The organism is Stappia sp., assembly GCF_048268045.1.
Taxonomy (GTDB): Bacteria; Pseudomonadota; Alphaproteobacteria; order Rhizobiales; family Stappiaceae; genus Stappia.
The window spans coordinates 189,922-216,104 of the sequence record NZ_JBLWWG010000002.1 but is presented as its reverse complement, the minus strand read 5'-3'; the positions used below and the strand labels follow the sequence as shown (position 1 = coordinate 216,104).

Annotated in this window: 23 protein-coding genes; 7 read left to right on the top strand and 16 right to left on the bottom strand. The window is 67.8% G+C overall.

Annotated features, from left to right (window positions below):
• Positions 1–4 precede the first annotated feature (4 nt).
• The 7 genes from ACN0WF_RS03525 to ccmA all read right to left on the bottom strand — a co-directional run bounded on the left by ACN0WF_RS03525 (position 5) and on the right by ccmA (position 4,895).
• A complete protein-coding gene (locus tag ACN0WF_RS03525) occupies positions 5–892 on the bottom strand; it encodes a cation diffusion facilitator family transporter (RefSeq protein WP_417771396.1) in 888 nt (295 codons plus the stop codon).
• Positions 893–1,028: 136 nt separating this feature from the next.
• Positions 1,029–1,772: a DUF1223 domain-containing protein gene (locus ACN0WF_RS03520; protein WP_417771395.1), complete on the bottom strand. Its 744-nt coding sequence runs from the start codon at positions 1,770–1,772 to the stop codon at positions 1,029–1,031.
• Between the two features lie 125 nt (positions 1,773–1,897).
• Positions 1,898–2,515, bottom strand: a complete 618-nt coding sequence (locus ACN0WF_RS03515; protein WP_417771394.1) for a DsbE family thiol:disulfide interchange protein — start codon at positions 2,513–2,515, stop codon at positions 1,898–1,900.
• Positions 2,512–2,706 carry a heme exporter protein CcmD gene (gene ccmD, locus ACN0WF_RS03510; protein WP_417771393.1) on the bottom strand — a complete coding sequence of 65 codons (195 nt, stop codon included), beginning with the start codon at positions 2,704–2,706 and terminating at the stop codon, positions 2,512–2,514. Before ccmD ends, ACN0WF_RS03515 begins: the two co-directional genes overlap by 4 nt.
• Positions 2,703–3,488: a heme ABC transporter permease gene (locus ACN0WF_RS03505; RefSeq protein WP_417771392.1), complete on the bottom strand. Its 786-nt coding sequence runs from the start codon at positions 3,486–3,488 to the stop codon at positions 2,703–2,705. Before ACN0WF_RS03505 ends, ccmD begins: the two co-directional genes overlap by 4 nt.
• Positions 3,489–3,564: 76 nt before the next feature.
• Complete coding sequence (gene ccmB / locus ACN0WF_RS03500; RefSeq protein ID WP_417771391.1) at positions 3,565–4,275, bottom strand: heme exporter protein CcmB; 711 nt, start codon at positions 4,273–4,275, stop codon at positions 3,565–3,567.
• Positions 4,272–4,895 carry a heme ABC exporter ATP-binding protein CcmA gene (gene ccmA, locus ACN0WF_RS03495; protein WP_417771390.1) on the bottom strand — a complete coding sequence of 208 codons (624 nt, stop codon included), beginning with the start codon at positions 4,893–4,895 and terminating at the stop codon, positions 4,272–4,274. The genes ccmB and ccmA overlap by 4 nt, the downstream gene beginning before the upstream one ends.
• 368 nt (positions 4,896–5,263) lie before the next feature.
• Between ccmA and acnA the strand changes: the two genes are divergently transcribed.
• A complete protein-coding gene (acnA, locus tag ACN0WF_RS03490; protein WP_417771389.1) occupies positions 5,264–8,014 on the top strand; it encodes an aconitate hydratase AcnA in 2,751 nt (916 codons plus the stop codon).
• 98 nt (positions 8,015–8,112) lie between these two features.
• Here acnA and ACN0WF_RS03485 read toward each other — a convergent pair whose 3' ends face one another.
• From ACN0WF_RS03485 to ACN0WF_RS03465, 5 genes are all read right to left on the bottom strand, one after another.
• Entirely contained in the window at positions 8,113–9,165 is a 1,053-nt protein-coding gene (locus tag ACN0WF_RS03485) for an ATP-dependent carboxylate-amine ligase (RefSeq protein ID WP_417771388.1), read from the bottom strand.
• Positions 9,166–9,187: 22 nt separating this feature from the next.
• Entirely contained in the window at positions 9,188–9,838 is a 651-nt protein-coding gene (locus ACN0WF_RS03480) for an outer membrane lipoprotein carrier protein LolA (RefSeq protein ID WP_417771387.1), read from the bottom strand.
• A 175-nt stretch (positions 9,839–10,013) separates the two neighbouring features.
• Positions 10,014–12,767, bottom strand: coding sequence for a DNA translocase FtsK 4TM domain-containing protein (locus ACN0WF_RS03475; protein ID WP_417771386.1), 2,754 nt, complete (start codon positions 12,765–12,767; stop codon positions 10,014–10,016).
• Positions 12,768–12,770: 3 nt separating this feature from the next.
• Positions 12,771–14,012, bottom strand: a complete 1,242-nt coding sequence (locus ACN0WF_RS03470; RefSeq protein WP_417771385.1) for an aminotransferase class I/II-fold pyridoxal phosphate-dependent enzyme — start codon at positions 14,010–14,012, stop codon at positions 12,771–12,773.
• Positions 14,013–14,243: 231 nt separating this feature from the next.
• The gene (locus ACN0WF_RS03465) at positions 14,244–14,513 is read right to left on the bottom strand and encodes a DUF1674 domain-containing protein (RefSeq protein WP_417771384.1); all 270 of its coding nucleotides are present in this window, start codon (positions 14,511–14,513) and stop codon (positions 14,244–14,246) included.
• A gap of 129 nt (positions 14,514–14,642) precedes the next feature.
• Between ACN0WF_RS03465 and htpX the strand changes: the two genes are divergently transcribed.
• From htpX to ACN0WF_RS03440, 5 genes are all read left to right on the top strand, one after another.
• Positions 14,643–15,593: a zinc metalloprotease HtpX gene (gene htpX / locus ACN0WF_RS03460; protein ID WP_417771383.1), complete on the top strand. Its 951-nt coding sequence runs from the start codon at positions 14,643–14,645 to the stop codon at positions 15,591–15,593.
• Positions 15,594–15,767: 174 nt separating this feature from the next.
• A complete protein-coding gene (locus ACN0WF_RS03455) occupies positions 15,768–17,273 on the top strand; it encodes an RsmB/NOP family class I SAM-dependent RNA methyltransferase (RefSeq protein ID WP_417771382.1) in 1,506 nt (501 codons plus the stop codon).
• A 114-nt stretch (positions 17,274–17,387) separates the two neighbouring features.
• Positions 17,388–19,139: a heparinase II/III family protein gene (locus ACN0WF_RS03450; protein ID WP_417771381.1), complete on the top strand. Its 1,752-nt coding sequence runs from the start codon at positions 17,388–17,390 to the stop codon at positions 19,137–19,139.
• 120 nt (positions 19,140–19,259) lie between these two features.
• Positions 19,260–20,876 (top strand): bifunctional phosphoribosylaminoimidazolecarboxamide formyltransferase/IMP cyclohydrolase, encoded by a 1,617-nt coding sequence (gene purH / locus ACN0WF_RS03445; protein ID WP_417771380.1) that lies wholly within the window; start codon positions 19,260–19,262, stop codon positions 20,874–20,876.
• Between the two features lie 245 nt (positions 20,877–21,121).
• The gene (locus tag ACN0WF_RS03440) at positions 21,122–21,508 is read left to right on the top strand and encodes a YkvA family protein (protein ID WP_417771379.1); all 387 of its coding nucleotides are present in this window, start codon (positions 21,122–21,124) and stop codon (positions 21,506–21,508) included.
• Between the two features lie 21 nt (positions 21,509–21,529).
• On the opposite strand, the gene ACN0WF_RS03435 is transcribed toward ACN0WF_RS03440, so the two are convergent.
• The 3 genes from ACN0WF_RS03435 to ACN0WF_RS03425 all read right to left on the bottom strand — a co-directional run bounded on the left by ACN0WF_RS03435 (position 21,530) and on the right by ACN0WF_RS03425 (position 24,030).
• Positions 21,530–22,015, bottom strand: a complete 486-nt coding sequence (locus ACN0WF_RS03435) for a translation initiation factor IF-3 (protein ID WP_417771378.1) — start codon at positions 22,013–22,015, stop codon at positions 21,530–21,532.
• 11 nt (positions 22,016–22,026) lie between these two features.
• On the bottom strand, positions 22,027–23,244 hold the full coding sequence (rlmN, locus tag ACN0WF_RS03430; protein WP_417771377.1) for a 23S rRNA (adenine(2503)-C(2))-methyltransferase RlmN: 1,218 nt from the start codon (positions 23,242–23,244) through the stop codon (positions 22,027–22,029).
• Between the two features lie 276 nt (positions 23,245–23,520).
• Positions 23,521–24,030, bottom strand: a complete 510-nt coding sequence (locus ACN0WF_RS03425; RefSeq protein ID WP_417771376.1) for an invasion associated locus B family protein — start codon at positions 24,028–24,030, stop codon at positions 23,521–23,523.
• A gap of 430 nt (positions 24,031–24,460) precedes the next feature.
• On the opposite strand from ACN0WF_RS03425, the gene ACN0WF_RS03420 reads away from it, so the two are divergent.
• On the top strand, positions 24,461–25,030 hold the full coding sequence (locus ACN0WF_RS03420; protein WP_417771375.1) for a sigma-70 family RNA polymerase sigma factor: 570 nt from the start codon (positions 24,461–24,463) through the stop codon (positions 25,028–25,030).
• Between the two features lie 111 nt (positions 25,031–25,141).
• Here ACN0WF_RS03420 and ACN0WF_RS03415 read toward each other — a convergent pair whose 3' ends face one another.
• Positions 25,142–26,035: a ParB/RepB/Spo0J family partition protein gene (locus tag ACN0WF_RS03415; RefSeq protein WP_417771374.1), complete on the bottom strand. Its 894-nt coding sequence runs from the start codon at positions 26,033–26,035 to the stop codon at positions 25,142–25,144.
• Between the last annotated feature and the right edge of the window lie 148 nt (positions 26,036–26,183).

Sequence of the window (26,183 nt, the reverse complement as noted above, 5' to 3'; positions counted from 1 at the left end):
CGGTTCAGATGACGACGATGCCGGTGTGCTTGGCTTTCTGCTCGGGCTCCACATGGATCGTGGTGCGCGCGCCCGGCACGTCCCGGGAGATTGCATCCTCGATCCGGTCGCAGATCTCGTGGGCCTGTTCGACCGTCATTCCCGCCGGCACCACCAGATGGAAATCGACGAAGATGACATGCCCGGCCGAGCGCGTGCGCAGGTCGTGGGCCTCCAGGGCGCCTGCCCCGGAGTTCGAGATGACCTCGCGGATCCGGTCCTGCAGCGAGGGGGCGACCGCCTCGTCCATCAGCCCGCCGACGGACTCCTTCATCAAGCCCCAGCCCGACCACAGGATGTTGAGCGCCACAAGGCCCGCAAGCAGGGAGTCGAGCGAGCGGATGCCGGTGAGATAGACCAGCCCGACGCCGACAAGCACGCCGACGGAGGAAACCACGTCGGTCACCAGATGCTTGCCATCGGCGGCAAGCGCCATCGAGCGATGGCTGCGTCCGACGCGGATCAACACCCACGCCCAGGCGCCGTTGAGCACGCTGGCGAGCGCGTTGACGCCAAGGCCCTCGACCGTGAAGGCGATCTCGCGCGGATTGTTGAAGGCGATCCAGGCCTCGCGGGCGATCGACAGGGCGGCAAGCACGATCATCACGCCGACGATGACGGCCGCAAGGTATTCCGCCTTGTGGTGACCATAGGGATGATTGGTGTCGGGCGGCTTGGAGGCGAACCACACCGCGACGAAGGCGGCCGCCGCCGAGGCGACGTTGACAACCGATTCAAGCGCATCCGAATAGAGCGCGACGGAGCCGGTCCACCAGTAGGCCAGCGTCTTGAGGGCGAGCACGACGACCCCGACGACGATGCTTGCAAGCGCGATGCGCAGGCGAAGGCTCATGAACGGCGACCTTTGCGACGTGTCTCGCGCCGCAGCGGCCGGGTGCCGGGGGGCGCGGCAAAGGCCTAGCCGGTTTTACCGTCCGTGACAAACCGCCGTGCCCGCTTCTCACAGGGTACGACGCAAGGCTTTCGCCTCAGAGCGTTCCCGCCCCCAGGATGCGGCCCGGCCGGCCGGCTTTCTCGATCTGGACGAGGGCGGCGCAGCCGCCGGCATTGAGCTTGCGGATCTCGCTGGCCGGAATCTGGAACACGGCCTTGCCGCCTTCCCAGACGCCCACCGCCCGCATCGCCTTGACCACATGGTGATAGGTGATGTTGCGCCCTCGGTTTTCCCCGCGCGGGATCGCCACATCCACCGGAGGCGCGACGAAGGCGACCATGACCGTCGCCATGCCCGTGCCCGCCGGCAGTCGCCCCTCGACGCTGATCTCGATGCGCTCGTCGATCCGGCGCAGCGACACCTTGACGGGAAGAGCCGGGCTTGTCTCGAGCACCTGGCCCAGCGCCTTCCTGTCGCTGCCGACGACATGGGTTGCGCCGTTGACGACGACCTGCGGCGTGTAGACCGCGCGGTCGCCGCGCGCCTCGGCATAGTCGCGCTGGCGGCGGCTGTTTTCCGGCGAGGCGAGCGTGTCGTGCCAGCCGAGATAATCCCAGTAGTCGACGGGATAGGTCAGCGTCACCAGATCGCCGCGCCGCACCAGTTCTCCCATCAGCCTGTCCGCCGGCGGGCAGGAGGAGCAGCCCTGGCTCGTGAAGAGTTCGACAACCGCGCGCGGCGGCTCAGCGCGCGCCGGAGCGGCGGCGAACGACAACGCGATCAGCGTCGTCAGAAGCGCGGCAAGGGCCGCGCGCGAAAACTGCGCAGGTGCAGGCATCTGGAAACCGCGGCGTCGGATGTGGCGGCGGGAACCGGGCGGCTCCCCCTCTTGTCGAAAGCAAGATAGGCCGCGTCGGGATCAAAGGCCATTCACGAGGACTTGAGACCTCCGGCCACCGGCCGTCAACCGCGCGGGTCGGCCAGGACCTTTTCGAGCTCGGGCAGGAACACCTGCCGGTAACTCGCCTCGGAGAGCGGGCCGATGAACTTGTAGCGGATCATCCCGGCCGCATCGACGATGAAGGTCTCCGGCACGCCGTAAACGCCCCAGTCGATCGCCGCCCGGCCCTTGTCGTCGGCTCCGACCCTGTCGTAGGGGTTGCCGAGCGCTCCGAGGAACCGGCGGGCATTCTCCGGCTTGTCCTTGTAGTTGACGCCGAGAAGCTGGGCCTTTCCCGTCGCCGCCAGTTCCTCCAGCAGCGGATGCTCCTGCCGGCAGGGTGCGCACCACGAGGCGAAGATGTTGACGACGCTGACCTTGCCAAGCAGGTCGACCCGGGCAAAGCCCGGCACCGGGTCCCCCTTGGCAACGAGACCCGGGACGGCGGGCAGTGTGAACTCGGGCGCCGGCTTGCCGATCAGCGCCGAGGGCACCTCGGACGCATCCTTGCCGCTCAGCAACTGGGCCAGGAACAGGGCGGCGAGCAGCCCGAAGACGACGAGCGGCAGCAACGCCATCAACGGCAGGCGGCGTCGCTCGCGCGTCGGGGTCTCCGGGTTTACCGGCTCGTTGCTGCTCATGATCCGGTCTCCGCGGAGGCGGGCCTGGACCGACGGTTCACGCCCTCGGCCTCCAGCGCCGCGATCTCGCGCGTGATCCGCGCCCGCGCGGCAAAGAGCCAGACGAAAAGCGCGGCGACAACGCCGGCGGTGATCCCGTAGCAGGCGAGGATGAAGCCCGCGTGCGGACCGAGCAGCTCGACAGGCATCATTTCGCGGCTCCCATGCCGGGCTGGGCCCTGGTCGTCGCCGGACGGGCGGTCGCGGTATGCCGGCTTGCCGCCTGCAGGCGCATGGTCCGCAACCGGCGCGCCAGGATGCCGTTGCGGATCGCCATCAGGTGCATGACCAGAAAAAGCAGCGTGAAGGCCACGGCCATGACGATGAGCGGCCATAAAATCGTCGGGTGGATCGCCGGCCCGCCGACGCGCAACACGCTCGCCGGCTGGTGCAGCGTATTCCACCAGTCGACCGAGAACTTGATGATCGGCAGGTTGATCGCACCCACGAGCGTCAGCACCGCCACCGCCTTGCCGGCGCGGATCGGGTCCTCGACCGTGCGCCACAGCGCGATGAGCCCGAGATACATGATGAAGAGCACCAGAAACGAGGTCAGGCGCGCGTCCCAGACCCAGTAGGTGCCCCACATGGGCTTGCCCCACAAGGCTCCGGTGACCAGCGCCACGAAGGTGAAGGCCGCCCCGATCGGCGCCGCCGCGCGCGCCGACACGTCGGCGAGCGGGTGCTTCCAGACAAGCGTTCCGAGCGAGGCCATCGCCATGACGGCATAGCACATCATCGCCAGCCAGGCCGCGGGCACGTGCAGGAACATGATCTTGACCGTCGCGCCCTGCTGGTAGTCGTCCGGGGCAACGGCGAAGGTCAGGTAGAGGCCGACCGCGAAGGCAATCGCGCAGAACGCGGAAAGCCACGGCAGGACCCGCCCCGAAAGGGTCAGGAAGCGGGTCGGATTGGCAAGGTCGAGAAGGGCCATGGAACGTTTCTAGTGTGGGTTGGTCCGGCTTTCAATGGAGGCGTGCGCGACATGCCGTCCGACGGCAGGCGCCAGGTCAGTCGCTGGAGAAGCGCAGCGCCGCCCCGGCCGCGACCGGCCCGACGACCGCGGCGACCAGTGTCAGCGCCGACAGGAACAGGAACGGTGTCTGGAAGGGCGTGGGCCCGCCCGCGGCAGCCCCCGCCGCGCTGACGCCGAAGATCAGCACGGGGATGCTGAATGGCACCACCAGCACCGCAAGCAGCAGACCGCCGCGCCGCAGCGAGACGGTGAGCGCGGCGCCCACCGCGCCGATCAGCGTCAGCGCCGGCGTGCCGACCAGAAGCGTCAGCGTCACCGCGCCGGTCGAAACCGGCTCCAGGTTGAGAAAGATCGACAGGAACGGCGCGGCCGCGACCAGCGGCAGGCCGGTTCCAAGCCAGTGCGCAAGACACTTGACCAGAACCAGCAGCTCCAGCGGCCGTCCGGCCATCAGCATGAGGTCGAGAGAGCCGTCGTCCCGGTCGGCCTGGAACAGGCGGTCAAGGCCGAGCAGCGTCGCCAGCAAGGCGCCGATCCACAGGATCGCCGGGCCGATCAGCGCAAGCAGCTTCAGGTCGGGGCCGACGCCGAAGGGAACAACCGTGATCACCGCAAGGAAGAACAGCACGCCGATCAGCGCACCGCCGCCGACCCTGAGCGACAGTTTCAGTTCGCGCAGGAAGAGGGCACTCGCCCAGCCGCGCGGCGCGGCCGGAGCCGGCCTGAAGGAAGTCTCCCCGCTCATTCCGCCTCCAGCCTGAGATCGAGGACACTCGGCAACGCCAGTTCCTGATGGGTTGCGGCGACGATCATGCCGCCGGCAGCAAGATGCGCGGTCATCAGCTCTGCCAGCGTCGCTTCGGAGGCGGCGTCGAGTGCCGAACTCGGTTCGTCGAGGAGCCAGATCGGCCGTGGCACGACCAGCAACCGCGCCAGCGCCAGCCGCCGCCTCTGCCCGGCGGACAGATAGGCGGCCGGAAGGTCCAGCGTATGGGCGATGCCGAGCGTCTCCAGCGCGTCGACGAGGCTCGCCGCCCGCCTCAGCCCGCCGCCCTCGGTGGGGGCGAGGAAGGCAGCCCAGAAATCGAGGTTCTCGCGCACGCTGAGCGCCGGCTTCAGCGCATCGAGATGGCCGAAATAGTGGCAGTGCTCGGGCGGCGTCCGCTCGGCCATACCACCTTCAAGGCGGATGTGCCCGGCGGCCGGCGCAACGAGGCCGGCGATCACCCGGATGAGGCTCGACTTGCCGACGCCGTTGGCACCGGTGACCACCAGCGCCTGCCCGCTCTCGAGGGAAAACTCCACGCCGGAGAGCACACGACGACCGCCGCGCTCGCAGGCCAGGTTTTCGACAATGAGGCGCATGGACCGGATCCGTTGGGGCGACAGGGGGGCGAAAACGCCTTGGCGAGGCGGCGCAAGACCGCATCCATGACCGAAGGGTTTGCCCGAGCCGGGGGCACCGATCAAGACGCAATCGCCCGGATGGCATGCTGCGGCCCCTGCCCTAACCGATTGGCCTAGGAAGAAGGAGGCTCTATCCGCTGGCCCCGGGCGCTGAAATTCGCTATACGGGCGCCGAAACGCGCGCGTTCGTGATCGCACGCCCGCGGAACGTCATTCCTCCGGTCCCGGCGCTCCCCAAGACGGCGCCTCGATACCGGACGGTGCAAGCGTGGCGCGGGTGGCCAAGGGGGCCCCGCGCGCCCGACAGACAAAAGGGACCGCCAGCCGTGACCAAATCGCTCGACAGTTTCAAGGCCAGGAAAACCCTCAAGGTGGGTGACAAGACCTACACCTACTTCTCGATCCCCGAGGCCGAGAAGAACGGGCTGGAAGGCGTCTCGCGACTGCCCTACTCGCTCAAGGTGGTTCTTGAGAACCTGCTGCGCTTCGAGGACAACCGCACTGTCACCGCCGACGACATCCGCGCCGTCGCCAAGTGGCTCGTCAGCCGCACCTCCGAGCACGAGATCTCCTACCGCCCGGCCCGCGTGCTGATGCAGGACTTCACCGGCGTTCCCGCCGTGGTCGATCTGGCCGCGATGCGCGACGCCGCCGTGAAGCTCGGCGGCGACCCGAAGAAGGTCAACCCGCTGGTGCCGGTCGACCTCGTCATCGACCACTCGGTGATGATCGACTACTTCGGCACCAAGGACTCCTTCCGCCGCAACGTCGAGCTCGAGTACGAGCGCAACGGCGAGCGCTACGAGTTCCTGCGCTGGGGCCAGTCGGCCTTCGACAACTTCCGCGCCGTTCCCCCGGGCACCGGCATCTGCCACCAGGTCAACCTCGAGTATCTGGCCCAGACCGTGTGGACCCGCGACGAGGATGGCGAGACCGTCGCCTATCCGGACACGCTGGTGGGCACCGACAGCCACACGACGATGGTCAACGGCCTCGCCGTTCTGGGCTGGGGCGTCGGCGGCATCGAGGCCGAGGCGGCCATGCTCGGCCAGCCGATCTCCATGCTCATTCCGGAAGTCGTCGGCTTCAAGCTGAGCGGCAAGCTCAACGAGGGCATCACCGCGACCGATCTGGTGCTGACCGTCGTCGAGATGCTGCGCAAGAAGGGCGTTGTCGGCAAGTTCGTCGAGTTCTACGGCCCTGGTCTCGACAATCTCTCCCTCGAGGACGCGGCAACCATCGCCAACATGGCGCCGGAATACGGCGCCACCTGCGGCTTCTTCCCGGTTGACGACGACACGATGGGCTACCTCCGCTCCACCGGCCGCGACGCCGACCGCGTTGCCCTGGTCGAGGCCTACTCGAAGGCGCAGGGCATGTTCCGCACCTCCGAGACCGCTGACCCGACCTTCACCGACACGCTGGAGCTCGACCTGTCGAGCGTCGTGCCGTCGATCGCCGGCCCGAAGCGTCCGCAGGACCGCGTCGCGCTCACCGAGGCCGCTCAGAAGTTCTCCGTCGCCCTCGACGACATCAAGGGCGGGCGCAAGAACCAGGACTCGGTCCCGGCCGCCAACGGTGAATCCCGCTTCGTCGACGAAGGCGCCACCGGCGTCCTCGACCGTGCCGGCCAGCGCCACGCCGTCGACGGCCGCGACCACGGTCTCGCCGATGGCGACGTCGTGATCGCCGCCATCACCTCCTGCACCAACACCTCGAACCCGAGCGTGCTGATCGGTGCCGGCCTCGTCGCCCGCAACGCCCGCAACAAGGGCCTCAAGGTCAAGCCGTGGGTGAAGACCTCGCTGGCGCCGGGCTCCCAGGTCGTGACCGACTATCTCGCCAAGGCCGGCCTCCAGGAAGATCTCGACGCGCTCGGCTTCAACCTGACCGGCTACGGCTGCACGACCTGTATCGGCAACTCCGGCCCGCTGGCCGAGGAGATCTCGAAGGCGATCAACGACAACGACCTCGTCGCCTGTTCGGTGCTCTCGGGCAACCGAAACTTCGAGGGCCGCGTCAATCCGGACGTGCGCGCCAACTACCTGGCCTCGCCGCCGCTCGTCGTCGCCTACGCCATCGCCGGCAGCCTCAACGTCGACCTGACGAGCGACCCGCTCGGCGAGGACGCCGACGGCAATCCGGTCTACCTCAAGGACATCTGGCCGACCACGCAGGAGATCACCGACCTGATCCGCTCCTCGATCACCGAGGAGATGTTCCGCACCCGCTATTCGGACGTCTTCAAGGGCGACGAGCACTGGCAGGGGATCAAGGTCGAGGGTGGCATGACCTACTCCTGGCCGACCGGTTCGACCTACGTGCAGAACCCGCCCTATTTCGAGGGCATGACCATGGAGCCGAAGCCACTCGAGGACATCGAGAGCGCCGCGGTCCTGGGTCTGTTCCTCGATTCGATCACCACCGACCACATTTCCCCGGCCGGTTCGATCAAGGCGGAGTCCCCGGCGGGCGTCTACCTGCAGGAGCACCAGGTCGCCAAGAAGGACTTCAACTCCTACGGCTCGCGCCGCGGCAACCACGAGATCATGATGCGTGGCACCTTCGCCAACATCCGCATCAAGAACCAGATGGTTCCCGGCGTCGAGGGCGGCGTCACCATGAAGGACGGCGCGGAGAAGTGGATCTACGACGCGGCGATGGAATACAAGGAGGCGGGCACGCCTCTGGTGATCTTCGCCGGCAAGGAATACGGCACCGGTTCCTCGCGTGACTGGGCGGCCAAGGGCACGACCCTGCTCGGCGTGCGCGCCGTCATCGCCCAGTCCTTCGAGCGTATCCACCGTTCCAACCTGGTCGGCATGGGCGTTCTGCCCTTCACCTTCAAGGAAGGCGAGAGCTGGCAGTCGCACGGCATCACCGGCACCGAGCGGGTGACGATCAAGGGCGTCACCGACCTCAAGCCGCGCCAGATGGTCGACATCGAGGTCGTCTTCGCCGATGGCACCGCGAAGACCATCGAGGTGCTCTGCCGCATCGACACCGAGGACGAGCTCGAATACGTCCGCGCCGGCGGCATCCTCCAGTACGTGCTGCGCAACCTCGTTTCCAGCTAAGCAACGCAACCAGCACCGCAAACGGAAAAGGCCGGCGTTTCGCCGGCCTTTTTCTTTGGTCTCCAGAAAGCCCCCTCGGAATGGACGGCCGTTGCCCTCTAGCAGCCGAGCAGCGCATCGAGCAGCGCCTCGTAGATGCGCTCGACGGTTTCAGCCGCATCCCCGCCAAGGCGGTGGAAATAGGAAAGCCCGGGCGCGGCATTGACCTCAAGCACCGCCGGCGCCGGGTCCCCGGGACCGCTCGCCATCAGGTCGACGCCGGAAAAGCGCAGGCCCAGCGCCGCCGCTGCCCGCACCGCCGCCTCCGCGAAGTCCGGCGAGAGTGCGTCGCTCACCTCGACCGCCGCGCCGCCGGTCGAGAGGTTGGCGTTGGCGAGAAGCGCGACCTTCTCGCCAAGCGCCGGCACCGTCTGCGGCCCACGCCCGCCGGAGGCGAGATGGGAGAGAATGCGCGGATCGTCGGCGGCGATGCGCGTGCCGCGGCCACCAGCCGAGAACCCCTCCAGCGCATGGGCGATCAGAACCGACAGCGGACTGGAGCCATCGCCGGTCACCGAAAGCGGCCGTCGTTCGAAGGCGGCAAGCACTTTCCCGTCGAGCACGACGACCCGGAAATCCCGACCAGCGACCGTCTCCTGCACGAGCACCCGCTCATGCCGCGCGAAGAGTGTCGCAAGGGCGCCGTCGAGCCCGTCGGGCGCGCCGACGCGCATCACGCCATCGCCCTCAGACCCCTCGTTCGGCTTGACGAAGACGGGATATCCGGCTGCCTCGGCGAAGGCCAGGGCATCTGCGTTGTCGGGAAGACGGCGCGCCACATCCGGGTTCTTGAGACGAAGCGCGGCCCGGCGGGCCGGCGAATGAAGCAGCAGCCCGCGCGGCACGCGCAGGCCCGCCTCGGCCAGGAAGCGGGCGGCGTAGTCCTTGTCCTTGGCCAGCGCCGCAGCGCCCGCGCCATTGATGTCGAAATTGGTGCCCTTGAAGAAATGCCGGCGACCGTCGGCCCCGACGATCGAACCGGCATAGCCATAGATCGGCTCGATCTCGATGCGCGCCCCGCGCTTTGCGCAGGCGCGCGCCAGGATCGACACCCAGACCGGCAGGCGCGCGCCGGTCACGGAAGAGGAGGCGGAGCCCTGAACGCTGCCCACCGGCACGACTTCCCGTTTTCGATCAGTTGTTGCCGCGACGCTGCATCAGGTTGGCGTTGTAGTCGATGGTGAAGAGCTTGGGGTTGGTCGGCCCGTTGACCTTGGTGTTGTAGATCGCGACCGAGGTGTCGTAGCCCTGCGCGTCCGTCACGGTCCACTGCTTCAGCTCGGTCGACTTGGCGTCGAAGATCAGCGTCAGCTTGCCCGTGCCGAAGGTCGACGTATCGGAAAGCACCACGGTGACCAGGTCCGGCTCGACCGAGACGGAGGCAACCTCTGCGTCCTTTTCCAGGTTGATCTGGCTGGCCAGCAGGAACCGCAGCGGCGTCTCGCTGAGCGGCCAGATGTCCTGGGTCGCGAGCTTACGGTCCTTCACCGACACAGACTTGCCGTCGGCGATGATGTCCACCTTGGAGGGCGGGTTGTAGTAGAAGCGGATCTTGCCAGGCCGGGCGAGGTAGAACTTGCCCTCGGCGCGCTCGCCGTTGGGGCCGAACTGGATGAAGTCGCCGTGCATCGTCTTGACGCTGTTGAAATAGGCGTTGACCTCGGCAAGCGTCTGCTTCTGTTCCGACGACAGGGCCGCGGCGCGGGCGGTCCCACTGATCGGCAGGGCGAACGCCGCGCAAAGCACGGCAATGCGCAGCAGGAATGAGCGGCGGGCGATTGTCATTCTGTCAGGCTCCGTCGATGTCTCGTGCACTGGCGCTATCAGGCGGCTGTGGCGAAGTTGCGGCTTCCCGCCGCCGGTTTCAAGCCGTCGGGAAGAATGAATGGCGGGGTGCGGGCCGCGCCCGCCGGGCATCCTGCCAAGGGGGATGGCACGGGTCCGTTGCCGGCCAGCCCCCTCAGAAATCCTCCTCGACGCCGTTCTGCACCAGGATCTCGCGCTTTCCGGCGTGGTTCGCCGCGCCCACGAGGCCCTCGTTCTCCATCCGCTCGATGAGAGAGGCGGCGCGATTGTAGCCGATCGACAGGCGTCTCTGGATATAGGAGGTCGAGGCCTTCTTGTCGCGCAGGACGATGGCCACCGCCTTGTCGTACAGGTCGTTGCCCTCGCCGTCGGAACCGCTGGCAAGCGCATCGTAGGGGCTGTCGCCGCCCTCGTCCTCTTCCGTCACAGCCTCGAGATACTGCGGCGTGCCCTGGCGCTTCAGGTGGCTCACCACGTCCTCCACCTCCTCGTCGGCAACGAAGGGGCCGTGGACACGCTGGATGCGGCCGCCGCCGGCCATGTAGAGCATGTCGCCCTGGCCAAGCAGCTGTTCGGCACCCTGCTCTCCAAGGATCGTGCGGCTGTCGATCTTCGAGGTCACCTGGAAGGAGATGCGCGTCGGGAAGTTCGCCTTGATCGTGCCGGTGATGACATCGACAGAGGGACGCTGGGTCGCCATGATCAGATGGATGCCGGCGGCACGCGCCATCTGCGCCAGACGCTGGATCGCGCCCTCGATGTCCTTGCCGGCAACCATCATCAGGTCGGCCATTTCGTCGACGATGACGACGATATAGGGCATCTGCTCGAGGCTCAGCTCCTCGTCCTCGAAGATCGGCTCGCCGGTGTTGCGGTCGAAGCCGGTCTGCACCGTGCGCGTGAAGACCTCGCCCTTTTCCGCCGCCTGGGCGGCGCGGGTGTTGAAGCCGTCGATGTTGCGCACACCCATCTTCGACATCTTCTTGTAGCGCTCTTCCATCTCGCGGACGGTCCACTTGAGCGCGACGACGGCCTTCTTCGGGTCGGTGACGACCGGGGTCAGAAGATGCGGAATGCCGTCGTAGATCGACAGTTCCAGCATCTTCGGGTCGATCATGATCAGTTTGCACTGCTCCGGCGTCAGCCGGTACAGGATCGACAGGATCATGGTGTTGATCGCCACCGACTTGCCCGAGCCGGTGGTGCCGGCGACGAGCAGATGCGGCATGCGCGCCAGATCGGCGATCACGGGCTCGCCGCCGATGGTCTTGCCGAGCGTCAGCGCCAGCTTGGCCTTGCTCTTCTCATAGTCGGAAGAGGCGAGAAGCTCACGCAGGAACACCGTCTCGCGGCGCTGGTTCGGCAGCTCGATGCCGATGGCGTTCTTGCCCGGGATGACGGCCACACGGGCCGAGATCGCGCTCATCGAACGGGCGATGTCGTCGGCCAGGCCGATGACGCGGCTCGACTTGATGCCCGGTGCCGGCTCCAGCTCATAGAGGGTGACGACCGGACCCGGGCGCACCTCGATGATCTCGCCGCGCACGCCGAAGTCCTCCAGAACGCCCTCCAGAATGCGCGCGTTCTGCTCCAGTGCGTCGGTGTTGACGGCGGACTGGCGCGTGCCGGCCTTCGCCTCGGCGAGCAGATGCAGCGCCGGCAGCTCATAGGTTCCCGGATTGCGCAGGAAGGAGGGTTGCGCTTCCTCACGCACGCGGCGCCCGGGCTTCGGCCGGCCGGCCGGCGGCACGACGCGTCCCGGCGCCGGCGCGGTTTCGGCACGGCTGGCGGGACCGGCGATGGCGCGCGGCAACGGCATCTCGTCGAGCGGATCGTCGTCGAGATCGGGCAGGTCGTCGATGGTGCCGGCGGGAGCGTCCGGGACGTCGTCGTCCAGTTCTTCCGCCTCGGCGGGATAGAAGGCGTCGAGACCGTCGTCCTCCTCCGGCATCAACCGCTTGGCCAGCGTGCGGCGCAGCCGCGCGAAGCCGCCGTGACGGGTGACGGGATCATCGTCCTCGGTCTCGCGGGGCGCATCCGCCTCGTCCTCCCAGCCGCCGTCCCAATCCGCGTCGTCATAGTCGTCCGCACCGGCGGACGCGCGCACGGGGCGGCGTGCCGCCTTGCGGCCGGAGACCATGCGCCGGAGCGTCGTCCGCGCCAGCAGCGCGGCATGAGTGGCCGCCCCCATGAGGGCGGAAAGCCGGCCGCCACGCTCGTCTTCGTCGTCGTCATCCTCGTCAAAGTCGGGAACCGTTCCGACGGAGCGGGCATGACGCGACGGCTCGGGCAGCGGCGCAAGGAAGGGCTCAGGGTCGCGACCGAGCCAGCCGGCCGCCCGCAGCATGAACAGCACGGCGGGAATGCCGAGGCCGAAGACGCCAAGGATGACCGCCATGCCGGCGGTCATGCCGGAGGTCAGCTTGCCCGGCAGAAGATGCACGAAATCGCCGAGAAACCCGCCGAGACCGGTCGGCAGCGGCCAGCTCCCCGGCACCGGCAGCGCCGCCAGCGCACCGGCGGAAAGCAGGGTTCCCGCGATCCAGAAGCCGATGCGGCGCGTTGCGATGCGCGTCTGGCGCGCCGTCAGCAGACGCCAGCCCCACAACACCACGGGCACGAGGAACACCGCCGAGGCAAGGCCGATGGACTGTATGAAGACATCGGCGATGACCGCGCCGACCGGGCCAAGCGCGTTGCGCACCGGAGCCGATGTGGCGTGGCTGAGGCTCGGGTCGGCGGTCGACCACGTGGCAAGCGCGGCCGCCAGCGCCGCGCAGAGCGCGATCAGCGAAAGGCCCATGGCACCGATCATGTTGCGCTTCATGAAGCGCTTGAACGGTCCCTGCGTGTCTTCCAGGCCGAGAGCCGCGGCGCGGCCGGGGCGGACGGATGTGGCGCGGCGCATGGTTCAGCCTCCGAGCACGGCGACGACGCGCGAAAGCGCCGTCTCGATGGTTTTCGCGTCGTCGACGAGCGCGAGACGGATGTAGTCCGCGCCCGGATTTCCGGCGGCTCCGTCGAGCGCCAGATAGGCGCCCGGCAGCACTTTCACCCCGGCCTGCGCCCACAGCTTCCGCGTCACCTCGACGCCGCCGCCGAAGCGGGCGACATCGAGCCACAGGAAGAAACCGCCCTCGGGCACGACCGCGCCGAAGAGCGGCGAGAGGATGCGTTCGGCGACCGCGTATTTCTCGTTGTAGAGACGCCGGTTTTCCGCCACATGCGCCTCGTCGGCGAAGGCCGCGGCAGCGACAGCCTGCAGCGGCAGCGGCACCTGCGGCGCGGCAAGCCCGCGGAACCCCGACCAGGCGGCGAGAAAGTCCGGGTCGCCGGCGGCAAAGCCGCAGCGCAGGCCGGCGAGGTTCGAGCGTTTCGACAGCGAGTTGACCGTCACGATGTTGGCATAGCCCGCGCCCATGGCGTGGGCGGCCTCGAGCACGCCCGCCGGCGGCGTGCTCCGGTAGATCTCCGAGTAGCACTCGTCGGCGACGATGAAGAAGCCGTGGCGACGGGCCAGTTCGATGAGCTTGCGCCAGGTCGCCAGATCGGCAACCGCGCCCTGAGGGTTGGCCGGCGAGGCGTAGTAGAAGGCGAGCGTGCGGTCGAGCAGGTCGGGCGAGAGCGCGTCAAGGTCGGGCAGGAAGCCGGTCGCCCGTGTGGCGTCGAGGCCGACGAACTCGGCGTCCGCCAGATGGGCGGCGGCGGCATAGGTCTGGTAGAACGGATTGGGCATCAGCACCGCCGCGCGGCCGGCCGGCGCAACGCGACCTTTCGCCGCGAGATAGTCGCGCACGCCAACGGCGGCGAACGTCAACCCCTCGCGCGAGCCGTTGAGCGGCAGGATGCCGCGCGCCGCGTCGAGCGATCCTGCAAGGCCGTAGCGCCGGTCAAGCCAGCCGGACACGGCGGCGCGAAACGCATCGGTGCCGCGAATGTTGGGGTAGCGGCTGAAGTCGGCCAGATTGTCGGCGATCACCTTGCCGACGAAGGCGGGCATGGCATGGCGCGGCTCGCCGATCGTCATAACAAGCGGATCGAGCCCGGGTTCAACGCCCGCGATCAGCGCGGCCAGCCGCTCGAACGGATTGGACGAGGGCAGAGCCTGGCGCGCGGACGGGGCGGACGGAGACATTGCGGCGGGTGCGGACATGCTATTCGACAGACTCCATCGATCGGACCGGGGGCCTTGCGCCGAAGCAAAAGGGCCCGTTGTCCGACTGCGACCATGCGGCGGGCACCGCGCCGCACGGCCTGCGACCGCGCGACGGATCTGCCCGTCTTTGCCGCAAGCCTATCGATGGGTGGTAAATCGCTCATTAACCAAGCCGCATTCCGCGCAGGGAAATGCAATCAGCCCGGCCGGAGGCAGGTGCGACACCGCTCAGAAGTCGCAGGCGATGCCCTTGACTTCCCAGTCCTCGTAGCGGGTCGGCTCCAGCCCGCCGCGCCCGTCGACCTCGCGCGGCAATGTTTCGGCGCGCGCATCGATGGCCTGGCGTCTGGCGTCGGCTTCGCGCAGCGCGCGCTGCGCCGCCGGCGGGAGATCCTCGAACCGCCGACGCGTTGCCTCGGCCGCATCGCCGCCGGAAACCGCGATCTCGGTCTGCGAAAACCCGGAAGCAGGGTCGGTTTTCTTGGTCGATGTGTCCATCTGATGCCTCCTAGTGCGCAATCCGTCCGGCTGTTCGCTCTTGCGAAGCCGCCGCTCGCCGCCAACATATAGGATGAAAGGCGCGCCTGTGAAACGGCGTCCGCGTGTTGCTGGAGGGCAGAGACCCCTATGAACTATTTTCGCACGGCACTTCTTCTTGCCGCGATGACGGCGCTGTTCATGGGCATCGGCTACATGATCGGCGGCCAGGGCGGCATGATCATCGCGCTGGTCGTGGCCGGTGCCATGAATCTCTTCAGCTACTGGAACTCCGACAAGATGGTGCTGAGGATGCACCATGCCGTGGAGGCCGACGAACGCCAGGCGCCGGAGCTCTTCCACATCGTGCGCCAGCTTGCCGCGAACGCCGGCCTGCCGATGCCGAAGGTCTATCTGATCGACAACCCGCAGCCGAACGCCTTCGCCACCGGCCGCAACCCGCAGAACGCCGCCGTCGCCGCGACAACGGGCCTGCTGCAGAGCCTGACGCGCGAGGAAGTGGCCGCCGTCATGGCGCATGAGCTTGCCCACGTGAAGCACCACGACACGCTGATCATGACGATCACCGCGACCATCGCCGGTGCCATCTCGATGCTCGCCAACTTCGCCTTTTTCTTCGGCGGCAACCGCGACAACAACAACCCGTTCGGCTTCGTCGGCGTGCTGCTGGCGATGATCGTCGCCCCGCTAGCCGCGATGCTGGTGCAGATGGCGATCAGCCGCACGCGCGAATATGCCGCCGACCGCGAGGGTGCCGCGATCTGCGGCAACCCGATGTGGCTCGCCTCGGCCCTGCAAAAGATTGCCGGCGGGGCGGCGCAGATCCGCAATCCGGATGCGGAACACAATCCCGCGACCGCGCATATGTTCATCATCAACCCGCTGTCGGGCGAGAAGATGGACGGCCTCTTCTCCACCCACCCGAACACGGAAAACCGCATCCGCGCGCTGATGGAGCTCGCCGGCGGCGGCGGAAGCCCCGCGCCGATGACCGGCGGCGCGCCGCGCACCGATCCGCCCGGCCCCTGGGGTCGCCGCGCACGCGCCTCCAGCGAGCCCCGTCGCGGGCCCTGGGGATAACCAAGCACCATGCGCGGGCCGCGCCCCCGAACGACCGGGGGCGGCGGCCCGTTTCGGCCTTTTTCCTTGTGAAGCGCCACGCAAAGCGTGCATAAGCGCTCTTCGCCCCGCAGGCGCGCGTCAAGCGCGACGCGCCAGACCACGCGGGCGCCAACCCCCCGAAAGCCGACGAACGTGACCACTTCCGACCGAAATTCCGCCAAGGGCCGCACCGGCTCGAAACCGCCGCACCGTTCAGGGGCGCCCGCTGGTCGCGGCGGCACCGGCAAGCCCGGCGGACCGGCCGAGCGGACGCAGGATCGCGACAGGACGCCACGCCGGAGCGACGTCACGGTCGAAGGTCTCGCTGCGCGGCTGGCGGCGATCGATATTCTTGGCCGCGTGATCGCCGGCCGGCGCACCCTCGACGAGGATCTCGACGAGACGCGCGGTCATGCGGGCTACGGTGCGCTCGACGCGCGCGACCGCGGCCTGGTGCGCGCGATTCTCGGCGCCGCGCTCCGCCGGCGCGGTCAGATCGCGGCAATGCTGACCCGCCTCGTCGCGAAGCCGGTCCCGGAAAAGAGCGGCATCGTTCACGATATCCTTCATGTCGCGGCAGCGCAGATCCTGTTTCTCGACGTCGCCGACCGCGCCGCCGTCGACCTTGCCGTGCGGGCGGCAGAGCGCGACGAGCGCGCGCGCCCCTACAAGGGGCTGGTCAACGCGGTGCTGCGCCGCCTTTCGCGGGAGCGCGAGGCGCTGCTCGAGGCGACCAGCGAGCCCTGGCGCACCGCGCCGGTGTGGCTCTACGCCAACTGGCAGCGCGCCCACGGCGAGGAAGCCGCCCGCGCCATCGCGCTGATGCACCGCCACGAGCCCAACCTGGATCTCACGGTGCGCGGCGACATCGACGGCTGGGCGGAAAAGCTCGGTGCGGTGAAACTCGGTCCCCAGACGCTCAGGCTCTTCCACGGCAGCGGCCGCGTCGACCAGCTCGCCGGCTATGATGAGGGCGCCTGGTGGGTGCAGGACGCCGCCGCCTCGATCCCCGCCCGGCTTCTCGGTCCGGTCGAAGGGCTCGAGGTCGCCGATCTCTGCGCCGCGCCCGGCGGCAAGACCGCCCAGCTCGCGGCCGCCGGCGCCCGGGTCACCGCCGTCGACATCTCGCAGCGCCGGCTGCGCCGCCTGTCGGAAAACCTGAAGCGCCTCGGCCTCGACGCCAGGACCGTCACCTCCGATCTTTCCGCCTTCGAGCCGGCCGAGCGTTTCGACGCCATCCTGCTCGACGCGCCCTGCTCGGCGACCGGCACCATCCGACGCCACCCGGAAGTCGCCTGGACCCGGGGCAAGGAGGATGTCGCCGCCCTTGCCGAGCGGCAGGCCGTGCTTCTGCAGCGCGCCTCCGGCTGGCTGAAACCGGGCGGACGGCTGGTCTTTTGCACCTGTTCGCTGGAGCCGCAGGAGGGCGAGGCGGTGGTCGATGCCTTCCTCGCCGCCAACCCGGATTTCGTCCGAGATCCCGCCAGCGCGGAGGAAACCGGCATCGACGGGCTCGAAGCCGCGATCACGCCGGCCGGCGACCTCAGGACGCTGCCGGCGCAGCTCTCCCGCCCCGAGGCGGCCGAGGGCGGCCTCGACGGCTTCTTCGCCGCCCGCCTCCGTCGCGTGCCGCGAAACGCCCCGGTAACCGCTCCCTGAAGACATCCGCACGAATTGTCGGCTCAAGCGTAACGGATCGCTAACCCTGTTCCGTGAAACTGGCCCGGCGACGGTGGCCATTGATTCAAACGTTCGGGAGGGATCTTGACGCAGATGACGCTTTCATCCTTCGCCGAACGGGCACGGGTCTGGCGTCTTCTCGCGCAGACGGCCTGGGTTAACCTCTTGCGGTGGGTCCATGGCGGCCCGTTGTTCCGCTGGCGGCCGTTTTCCGGGTCGCCGCAGCGCCTGCTCATCGCACCGCAGGACCTGCGCACGGCCGACGGCACCAATGCCGCCGACATCTACGCGGGACGCTTCCTCTTCGCCGGCCAGATCGGCGAGACACTCGGCCGCACGCCGTTCGAGATCGAGCCGCCCTCGGCCGACTGGGCGCGGGCGCTCCATGGCTTTGGCTGGCTGCGCCACCTGAAGGCGGCCGAGACCATCGTCGCCCGCCAGAACGCCCGCGCGCTCGTCGACGACTGGATGCGCCACTGCGGCTACTGGCACGACATCGGCTGGGAACAGACGGTGGTCACCCGCCGGGTGCTCGCCTGGCTGTCGCAATCGCCGCTCATTCTCGACGGGTGCGACCGGGAGTTCTACCGCCGCTTCCTGCGCTCGCTCGCGCGCCAGGTCCGCTACCTGCGCCGCACCATCAACGAGACGCCCGACGGCGTGCCGCGGCTGCAGGCGACGATCGCCGTCGCCGCCGCCACCGTCTCCATGTCCGGCCAGGGGCGCTACGTGCGCCAGAGCATGCGCCGTCTCGACCAGGAGCTGGCCCGCCAGGTTCTGCCCGACGGCGGCCATGTCTCACGCAACCCGGCCGCTCTTCTCGACATTCTCGTCGACCTGCTGCCGGTGCGCCAGGCTCTGACGGTGCAGGGCATGCCCTCGTCTCAGACGGTCATGCAAGCCATCGACCGGATGATGCCGATGGTTCGTTTCTTCCGCCATGGCGACGGCGCCTTCGCCCATTTCAACGGCATGGGCTCGACACCGGCCGATCTCGTCGCCACGATCCTTGCCTATGACGATGCGCGCGGCCAGCCCCCCGTCAACGCGCCGCATTCCGGCTACCAACGCATGACAGCCGGCGACACCGTGGTGCTTGTGGAAACGGGCCGGCCGCCGCCGCTGCCGCTCAGCCACAATGCCCATGCCGGCTGCCTCTCCTTCGAGCTGTCGTCGCGGCGCACGCGGATCATCGTCAATTGCGGCGTCTCCAACACCGAGCGCGGCGCCTGGCGCGAGGTGGCACGCGCCACCGCCGCCCATTCGACCGCGACCCTCGGCGACATGTCCTCCGCCCGCTTCCTCTCCGACACCCGTTATGGCGGCTGGCTCGGCTCGCCGATCCTCTCCGGCCCGACCAGCGTGCCGGTCGAGCGCGAGGAAGGCCCGGCCGGCATCCGCGTCGTGGCCAGCCACAATGGCTACCAGGATAGCCATCACATGGTGCACCAGCGTGATCTGACCCTGTCGGAGGATGGCACCGTGCTCGACGGCATCGACCGGTTCAAGGCGACGGGCAAGGTGCCGGTGCGCGACGAATTCGCCATCCGTTTCCACCTGCATCCGGCGATCAAGGCCTCGACACTGCGCGGCGGCACCGCCATCGTTCTGCTCGCCGCCGATGGCGAGGCATGGGAGTTCGTCGCGCCGGGATGCGAGATGGCTATCGAGGAATCCATCTATCTCTCCGACACGTTCGGCCATCGCCGCACCGAGCAGATCGTCATCTACGGCCGTTTCGCCCATCGCCGCGAGGCGGCCTGGCAGCTTCGACGCACGGCCTCGGCCCGCACCGCGCGCCGGCGCGTCAGCGACGGTCAACCCGGCGAGGAACTCGACCTTTAGCCATCAACGGTTTCCGTAACGGCATTTCGGCTTTTCAGGCGCTTCCGGCTTCCGGTTGGCGCTGCTTCGTGCTACGGCGCTGCCATCGTCTCCCCCGCCGAAAGCCGAAGGATCCGTACCATGGCCGTTGCGTCCAAGCGCATCCCCGTTCCCGATCTCGTTCCCGTCAAACGCGCCCTCCTGTCGGTTTCCGACAAGACCGGCCTGATCGACTTCGCCAAGGCGCTCTCGTCGCGCGGCGTCGCGCTGGTTTCGACCGGCGGCACCCGTAAGGCGCTGGCCGACGCGGGCCTTGAGGTCACGGACATTTCCGAGGTCACCGGCTTTCCGGAGATCATGGACGGCCGCGTCAAGACGCTGCATCCCTCCGTCCATGGCGGGCTTCTGGCCATTCGCGACGACGCCGAGCACCGCGCCGCGATGGAGGCCCACGGCATCCAGGGCATCGATCTCGTCTGCGTCAATCTCTATCCGTTCGAGGAAACCGTCGCCTCGGGCGCCGACTTCGCGCTGGCGATCGAGAATGTCGACATCGGCGGTCCGGCGATGACCCGCGCCGCGGCCAAGAACCACGCCTATGTGACCATGGTCAGCGATCCGGCGGACTATGCGTCGGTGGTCGAGGCGCTGGACGCCAACGACGGGAAGGTGCCGCTGGAGCTGCGCCGCAAGCTCGCCCAGAAGGCCTTTGCCCGCACCGCCGCCTATGATGCGGCCGTCTCCAATTGGTTCGCCGGCGAGATCGGCGAGGATGCGCCCGCCCATGTCGCCTTTGGCGGCACGCTCGCCAGCCTCATGCGCTACGGCGAGAACCCGCATCAGCAAGCCGCCTTCTACAAGACCCCGGAAACCCGCTATGGCGTCGCCACCGCCCGCCAGGTGCAGGGCAAGGCGCTGTCCTACAACAACATCAACGACACGGACGCCGCCTTCGAGCTGGTCTCGGAGTTCGATCCCGCCGTTTCGCCCGCGGTCGCCATCATCAAGCACGCCAATCCCTGCGGCGTTGCCACCGGCAAGACCCTGAAGGCCGCCTACGAGAAGGCGCTGGCCTGCGACCCGGTCTCCGCCTTTGGCGGCATCGTCGCCCTCAACCGGCCGCTCGATGCCGAGGCCGCCGCCGAGATCGTCAAGATCTTCACCGAGGTGATCATCGCGCCCGACGCCAGCCCCGAGGCAATCGAGATTGTCGCCGCCAAAAAGAACCTGCGCCTGCTGCTGACAGGCGGTCTCGCCGACACCCGTGCCGAGGCCAAGGTCGTCAAGTCCGTCGCCGGCGGCCTGCTCGTTCAGGACCGCGACACCGGCAATGTCGACGATCTCGACCTCAAGGTGGTGACCAAGCGCCAGCCGAGCGCTCAGGAACTGGCGGATCTCAAGTTCGCCTTCCGCGTCGCCAAGCACGTCAAGTCGAACGCCATCGTCTATGTCCGCGGAGGCGCGACAGTGGGCGTCGGCGCCGGGCAGATGAGCCGTGTCGACAGCGCCCGCATCGCCGCCCGCAAGGCCCAGGACGCCGCCGAGGCGGCCGGTCAGGAGACGCCGGCGATCATCGGATCGGTGGTCGCCTCCGATGCCTTCTTCCCCTTCGCCGACGGCCTTCTGGCGGCAGCGGACGCGGGCGCGACAGCGGTGATCCAGCCGGGTGGCTCCATGCGTGACCAGGAAGTCATCGATGCCGCCGATGAGGCCGGCCTTGCCATGGTCTTCACCGGCATGCGCCATTTCCGCCACTGAGCATCAGGCCTTATGACAAGACAAAGGGCCGCCCCTGAGGGCGGCCCTTCGATTTTCTTCCCGGGTTCTGCGCGAAAACCTCCTGTCAGAACTGTCCAGCGCGCTTGTGTCGCGGCGCGGGACTGTCGCGCCGCCTTTGCAATTGACGTCTAGACTTCCCAAATAAGAAGAGGTCGCAAGCGCCCTTGCGGAACCGAACAGGGTTCCGGGAGGCGAAAAGACGGTCTCGACAGGGAGGACGTGACATGGGCAACGGTTCCGAAAATCCGGGCTTCGATGCGGACTATCTCGGCCCCGAGCAGGAAGAGCAAAAGGCCAGGGTCTCGGCGCGCATCTTCGATGCCGCCCGCAAGGCCGCAGGCCAGATCCCCTTCATGCAGGACGTGATTGCCAGCTACTACTGCGCCCTCGACCCGGCGACGCCGGTGCGCGTGCGCGGCGGCATCCTGGCGGCGCTGGCCTATTTCGTCATGCCGATGGATGCCATTCCCGACATGCTGGTCGGCATCGGCTACACGGACGACGCCAGCGTGCTGATGGGCGTGATGGCGCTGGTGCGCGCCCACGTGCGCGACGAGCACATCGAAGCCGCGCGCAGCTCCTTGAACGGCTTGAAGAAAAAAGCGGCCTGAAGCCTGGCGCAAGCGGCGGTGTTAACGCGGTCGCTTGCCTGGCTCGGAGCGTTCCGGATCCGAATCCGTTGAAGGCGGCGCGTTTACGCGCCAGCAGCCCGCCTGTCTCCCGGCGACAAGCCAGTAGACGAAGCCAGCCACAAAGCCGGCAGCGGCCGGCACCAGCATGCCGCGCGCCGCTGCTTCGCCTGCGCGCGCGCCATCTCCCATCATCCACATGACCGCGCCGATCGCTCCGCCCACGGCGAGGTGAAACACGATGCCGCGCAGGCGGAACAGCTCGGAAACGAGAATGCCGACGAACGCCGGCGTGAACGCCAGCCCGCCAATCACGCTGGTCCCGACGATGGCAAAGCCGAACGCAGCGCCCGCGCCAACCGGATCGGTCGCCGGATCGAGGGCTCGGAACAGGCCGAAGGCGATGAAAAACCCCGCCGCGACGATGGCCAGCACCAGCGCGAAGACGATGCGAATGGACTGGGCGAGAAGCCGCCCGCCGTCAACCATGCCGGCCCTGCTCAGGCGTTGCCGGCGGAGGCTTCCAGCGCCGCCCGCTCACGCGCCCTGAGGCGTTCGGTCTCGGACTTGAGCTGGCCGCAGGCGGCGAAAATGTCGCGCCCGCGTGGGGTGCGGATCGGCGACGCATAGCCGGCGCGGTTCACCACCTCGGCGAACGCCTCGATCTGCTCCCAGTCGGAACAGGCATAGGGCGAGCCCGGCCAGGGGTTGAACGGGATCAGGTTGATCTTCGCCGGGATGCCCTTGAGCAGCCGCACCAGCTCGCGCGCATCGGCAAGGCTGTCGTTGATGCCCTTCAGCATCACATATTCGAAGGTGATGCGGCGGGCGTTGTTGAGGCCGGGGTAGTTGCGGCAGGCCTCGAGCAGCGCCGCCAGGTTCCACTTCTTGTTGATCGGCACCAGTTCGTCGCGCAGTTCGTCGCGCACCGCATGCAGAGAGATCGCCAGCATGCAGCCGATTTCCGCGCCCGTGCGCTCGATCATCGGCACAACGCCGGAGGTCGACAGCGTGATGCGCCGCTTCGACAGCGACAACCCGTCGCCATCGGAGGCGATCAGCAGCGCCGTCTTCACCGCGTCGAAATTGTACAGGGGCTCGCCCATGCCCATCATCACGATGTTGGTGACGAGACGGCCCTCGCTTGGCACAGCCGCGCCGGCCAGTGTCTCCCCCTTGGGGAAATCGCCGAGCCGGTCGCGCGCGACCAGCACCTGGGCCAGAATTTCTTCCGCCGTCAGGTTGCGCACCAGCCGCTGCGTGCCCGTATGGCAGAAGCTGCAAGTCAGCGTGCAGCCGACCTGTGACGAGACGCAAAGCGTGCCGCGCCCCTCCTCGGGAATATAGACTGTCTCGATCTCGACCGGTCGGCCGGCGCCGCGCGGCGGAAAGCGGAACAACCACTTGCGGGTGCCGTCGCTGGACACCTGCTCGGACACCATTTCCGGACGTGCGATCGTGAAGGCGGTCTCGAGCAAGGCGCGCATGTCCTTGGAGACATTTGTCATTTCCGAGAAGTCGGACGCACCGCGGACATAGAGCCAGTGCCAGAGCTGGCCGACGCGCATGCGGATCTGACGGTCGGGCACGCCGATGCCGGCGAGCGCCTCGCCAAGCGCCTGGCGGTCGAGGCCGATGAGGCTCGGCTTTTCGGCGGATCCGGCGGCGGACGGCTTCACGGCGGCCGCACCAGTGGCATCAAGCAAGGTCACAGTCATGTCGCGATCCAGGAAACAGCTCCCACCAGGGTCATCCGCAGCGGGCGGCGCCCGTCGGAGCGCCTTGTGGCAAACGCCAAAAGGCGGTGTCAGGACGGCACCGCCTCATCTTCGTCGTGCGCGCTTATACCCGATTATGCCGGGCTTGTGACCCCCCTGTCGCTCACGGGGTTGGCCTTTGGTTCCACGGCAACGCGAAAAGGGCGCCGCGCGCCCTTTTCACATCGGTCTTTGCCGCGGCTCCACCGGTGTCGGCGGCGCTGCGGTCCGTCTTTCCTACTGGCAGGCCTTGTCGGCCGCGCTGATCGACGCGGTCACGCCCGAGAGCGAGAACGTATAGGTGGTCTGGGTGCCGCGCGACGAGACGCCGCTCACCACCATCGACCGCCCTGCCTTCATCGCCCCGACGAGCTGACGCTCTTCTGTCGGATTGGCCATCCAAGCGCCGTCGTTCTTCGTGAACATGGTGAACTTGTTGCCGTCAATGTCGACCGACACCGAGGACTGCTCCTTGAAGGAATAGCCGACGATCACGCTCGGTTCGTTGTTGACGTTTTCACCCGGACGATTGGAGATGAAGAAGAAGACATCGCCGTGATTACGATCGGACGGTGCGAGTTTGGTCGGCTTCGACAGTGCGTAGCAAACCTTCCCCTTGGCTCCGCCGTAGGAATATGTGTCCCAGTCATTGTTCTGGCCGATAAGAGTCGGCGTCTGAGCCTGCGCCGACGCGCCCGTGAGGGCGACTGCCAAAAGGGCCGGGATGAGCGTTCGTGCCTGCATCATTTCCTAAACCGCTACTGCTGACATTCGGATTTTGGACGAATTCGATGCGCTTCCGTCACCTTGCTTTAAGGTTACCGCATCGCAAGTTACGAAAGGGTTGATGACGCCACTCCCACATGGTGTCGCGGCAAAAACCCGCTATGATTGTTCGCGGGCCACGCTGGCGATAAAAATCGGGCGAGAGTGTGACAGTGGCCGGAATGGCCGATATGCGCGCCGTTCGCGCCCTTTTCGCCCAGCCGGCAAGCCTCGCGGTGGACCAGGCGGTCGTTTCTTGTAAACGTGCAGGATCGGCCTTTTGGAAACGGGGGGCGCGCCGCGCGCGACGGCGACCGGGAAGGAAAGCGACCGGCTGTTGTCCGGTCGGGAGACGACGGGGTCGAATGACACGGTTCTTTTTCCGCCCGCCCGAACATGGCGGGGCGGCGTGATGTCTTCGGCGGCGGAGCATTTCTCGAGCCTGATCCGGCGCGTGGCCGAAGCACGCGACCAGACCGCTTTTGCCACACTCTTCGACCATTTCGCACCCCGGCTGAAATCCTATCTGGTGCGCCTGGGCACCGACGCGACCGAAGCGGAGGAACTGGCCCAGGAGGTGATGATCACCCTCTGGCGCAAGGCGCATCTCTTCGACCCGGGCCGCGCCAGCCCCTCGACCTGGCTCTTCCGCATCGCCCGCAACCGGCGCATCGACGCGCTGCGCCGTGACCGCAGCAGCGAGATCGACATCGACGACCCGGGCCTGCGCCCGGCAGCCCCTGACGACGCCGACGACCTCATAGACGCGCGCACCCGCGAGGAGCGCGTGCGCGCCGCCCTCGCCGACCTGCCCGACGACCAGGCCGACCTGGTGCGCCGCGCTTTCTTCCTGGGCCGCTCGCACAGCCAGATCGCCGAGGAAACCGGCGTGCCGCTCGGCACGGTCAAGTCGCGCATCCGCCTCGCCTTCGCCAAGCTGCGCAAGCGCTTCGAGGACGATGCCGCGGTCGACACCGACTGATCCCCCTTGCCATCGCCTCCCCGCGAAGCTGCCCACCAAACGAGAACGGGCGCCCGCATCAACTTGATGCAAGCGCCCGGTTCAAAAGGATAATTAGCCAGCTAGACTACGTCAGTTGCTAACCCCGAGCAGCCGGCAGATCTCGTCGAGTTGCTCGACCGAGGCATATTTGATCTTCAGCTCGCCGGTGCCCTTGTTGGCCTTGTGGGCAATCGCGATCTTGAGCCCGAGACTGTCGGCAAGCCGCTTTTCCAGCGCCTTGGTGTCGGCGTCCTTCTCCGGTCTTGCCGCCGTCTTGCCGCCCTTCTTGAGCGCATCCGGGTCCTGCGCGAGACGCTCCGCCTCGCGCACGTTGAGCCCCCTTTCGACGATCAGCTCCGCCAGCGCGGCCGGGTCCTCGGCCGTGATCAATGCGCGCGCATGGCCCGCCGTCAGCAGCCCTTCCGCCAGATAGTCCTTCACCGAGTTCGGCAGCTTCAGCAGCCGCAGCGTGTTGGCCACATGGCTGCGGCTCTTGCCGATCACCCGGGCAAGCTCGCTCTGGCTATAGCTGAATTCCTGCACAAGCTGATCGTAGCCGAGACCTTCCTCGATCGGATTGAGATCGGCGCGCTGGACGTTCTCGATGATCGCCAGCTCGAGCGCCTCCTGATCCGTGACGTCGCGCACGACGACGGGCACCAGGTGCAGACCGGCGCGCTGCGCGGACCGCCAGCGGCGCTCGCCGGCGATGATCTCATAGGCGTTGTCGCGCCCCTGCACGGGACGCACCAGCAGCGGCTGCACCACGCCCTTCTCGCGGATCGAGTTGGTCAGATCCTCGAGATCCGCCTCGGCGAAGCTCTTGCGCGGGTTGCGCGGGTTCGCCGTGAGAAACTCGATCGGCACCTTCCGCGTGTCGCGCGGCGGGCGCGGATCGGCCGGCGGTTCGGTGCCAACCTCGCCAATGAGCGCCGCAAGGCCCCGTCCCAGCCGCTTCTTCTTGCTACCCTCTTCTTCAGCCATCGACCGTCACCCGCTTGCCGTTTCGACGACCCGCGCGGCGCTTTGTCGCGCCTGCCGGGGCCGTCCGTTCTTGTCGTTCAAATGCCCTGCCCCGTCCGTCATTGCCGACGTTGCGGAGGCGAATCGATTGCCGCGCCGGCTCTCGGCC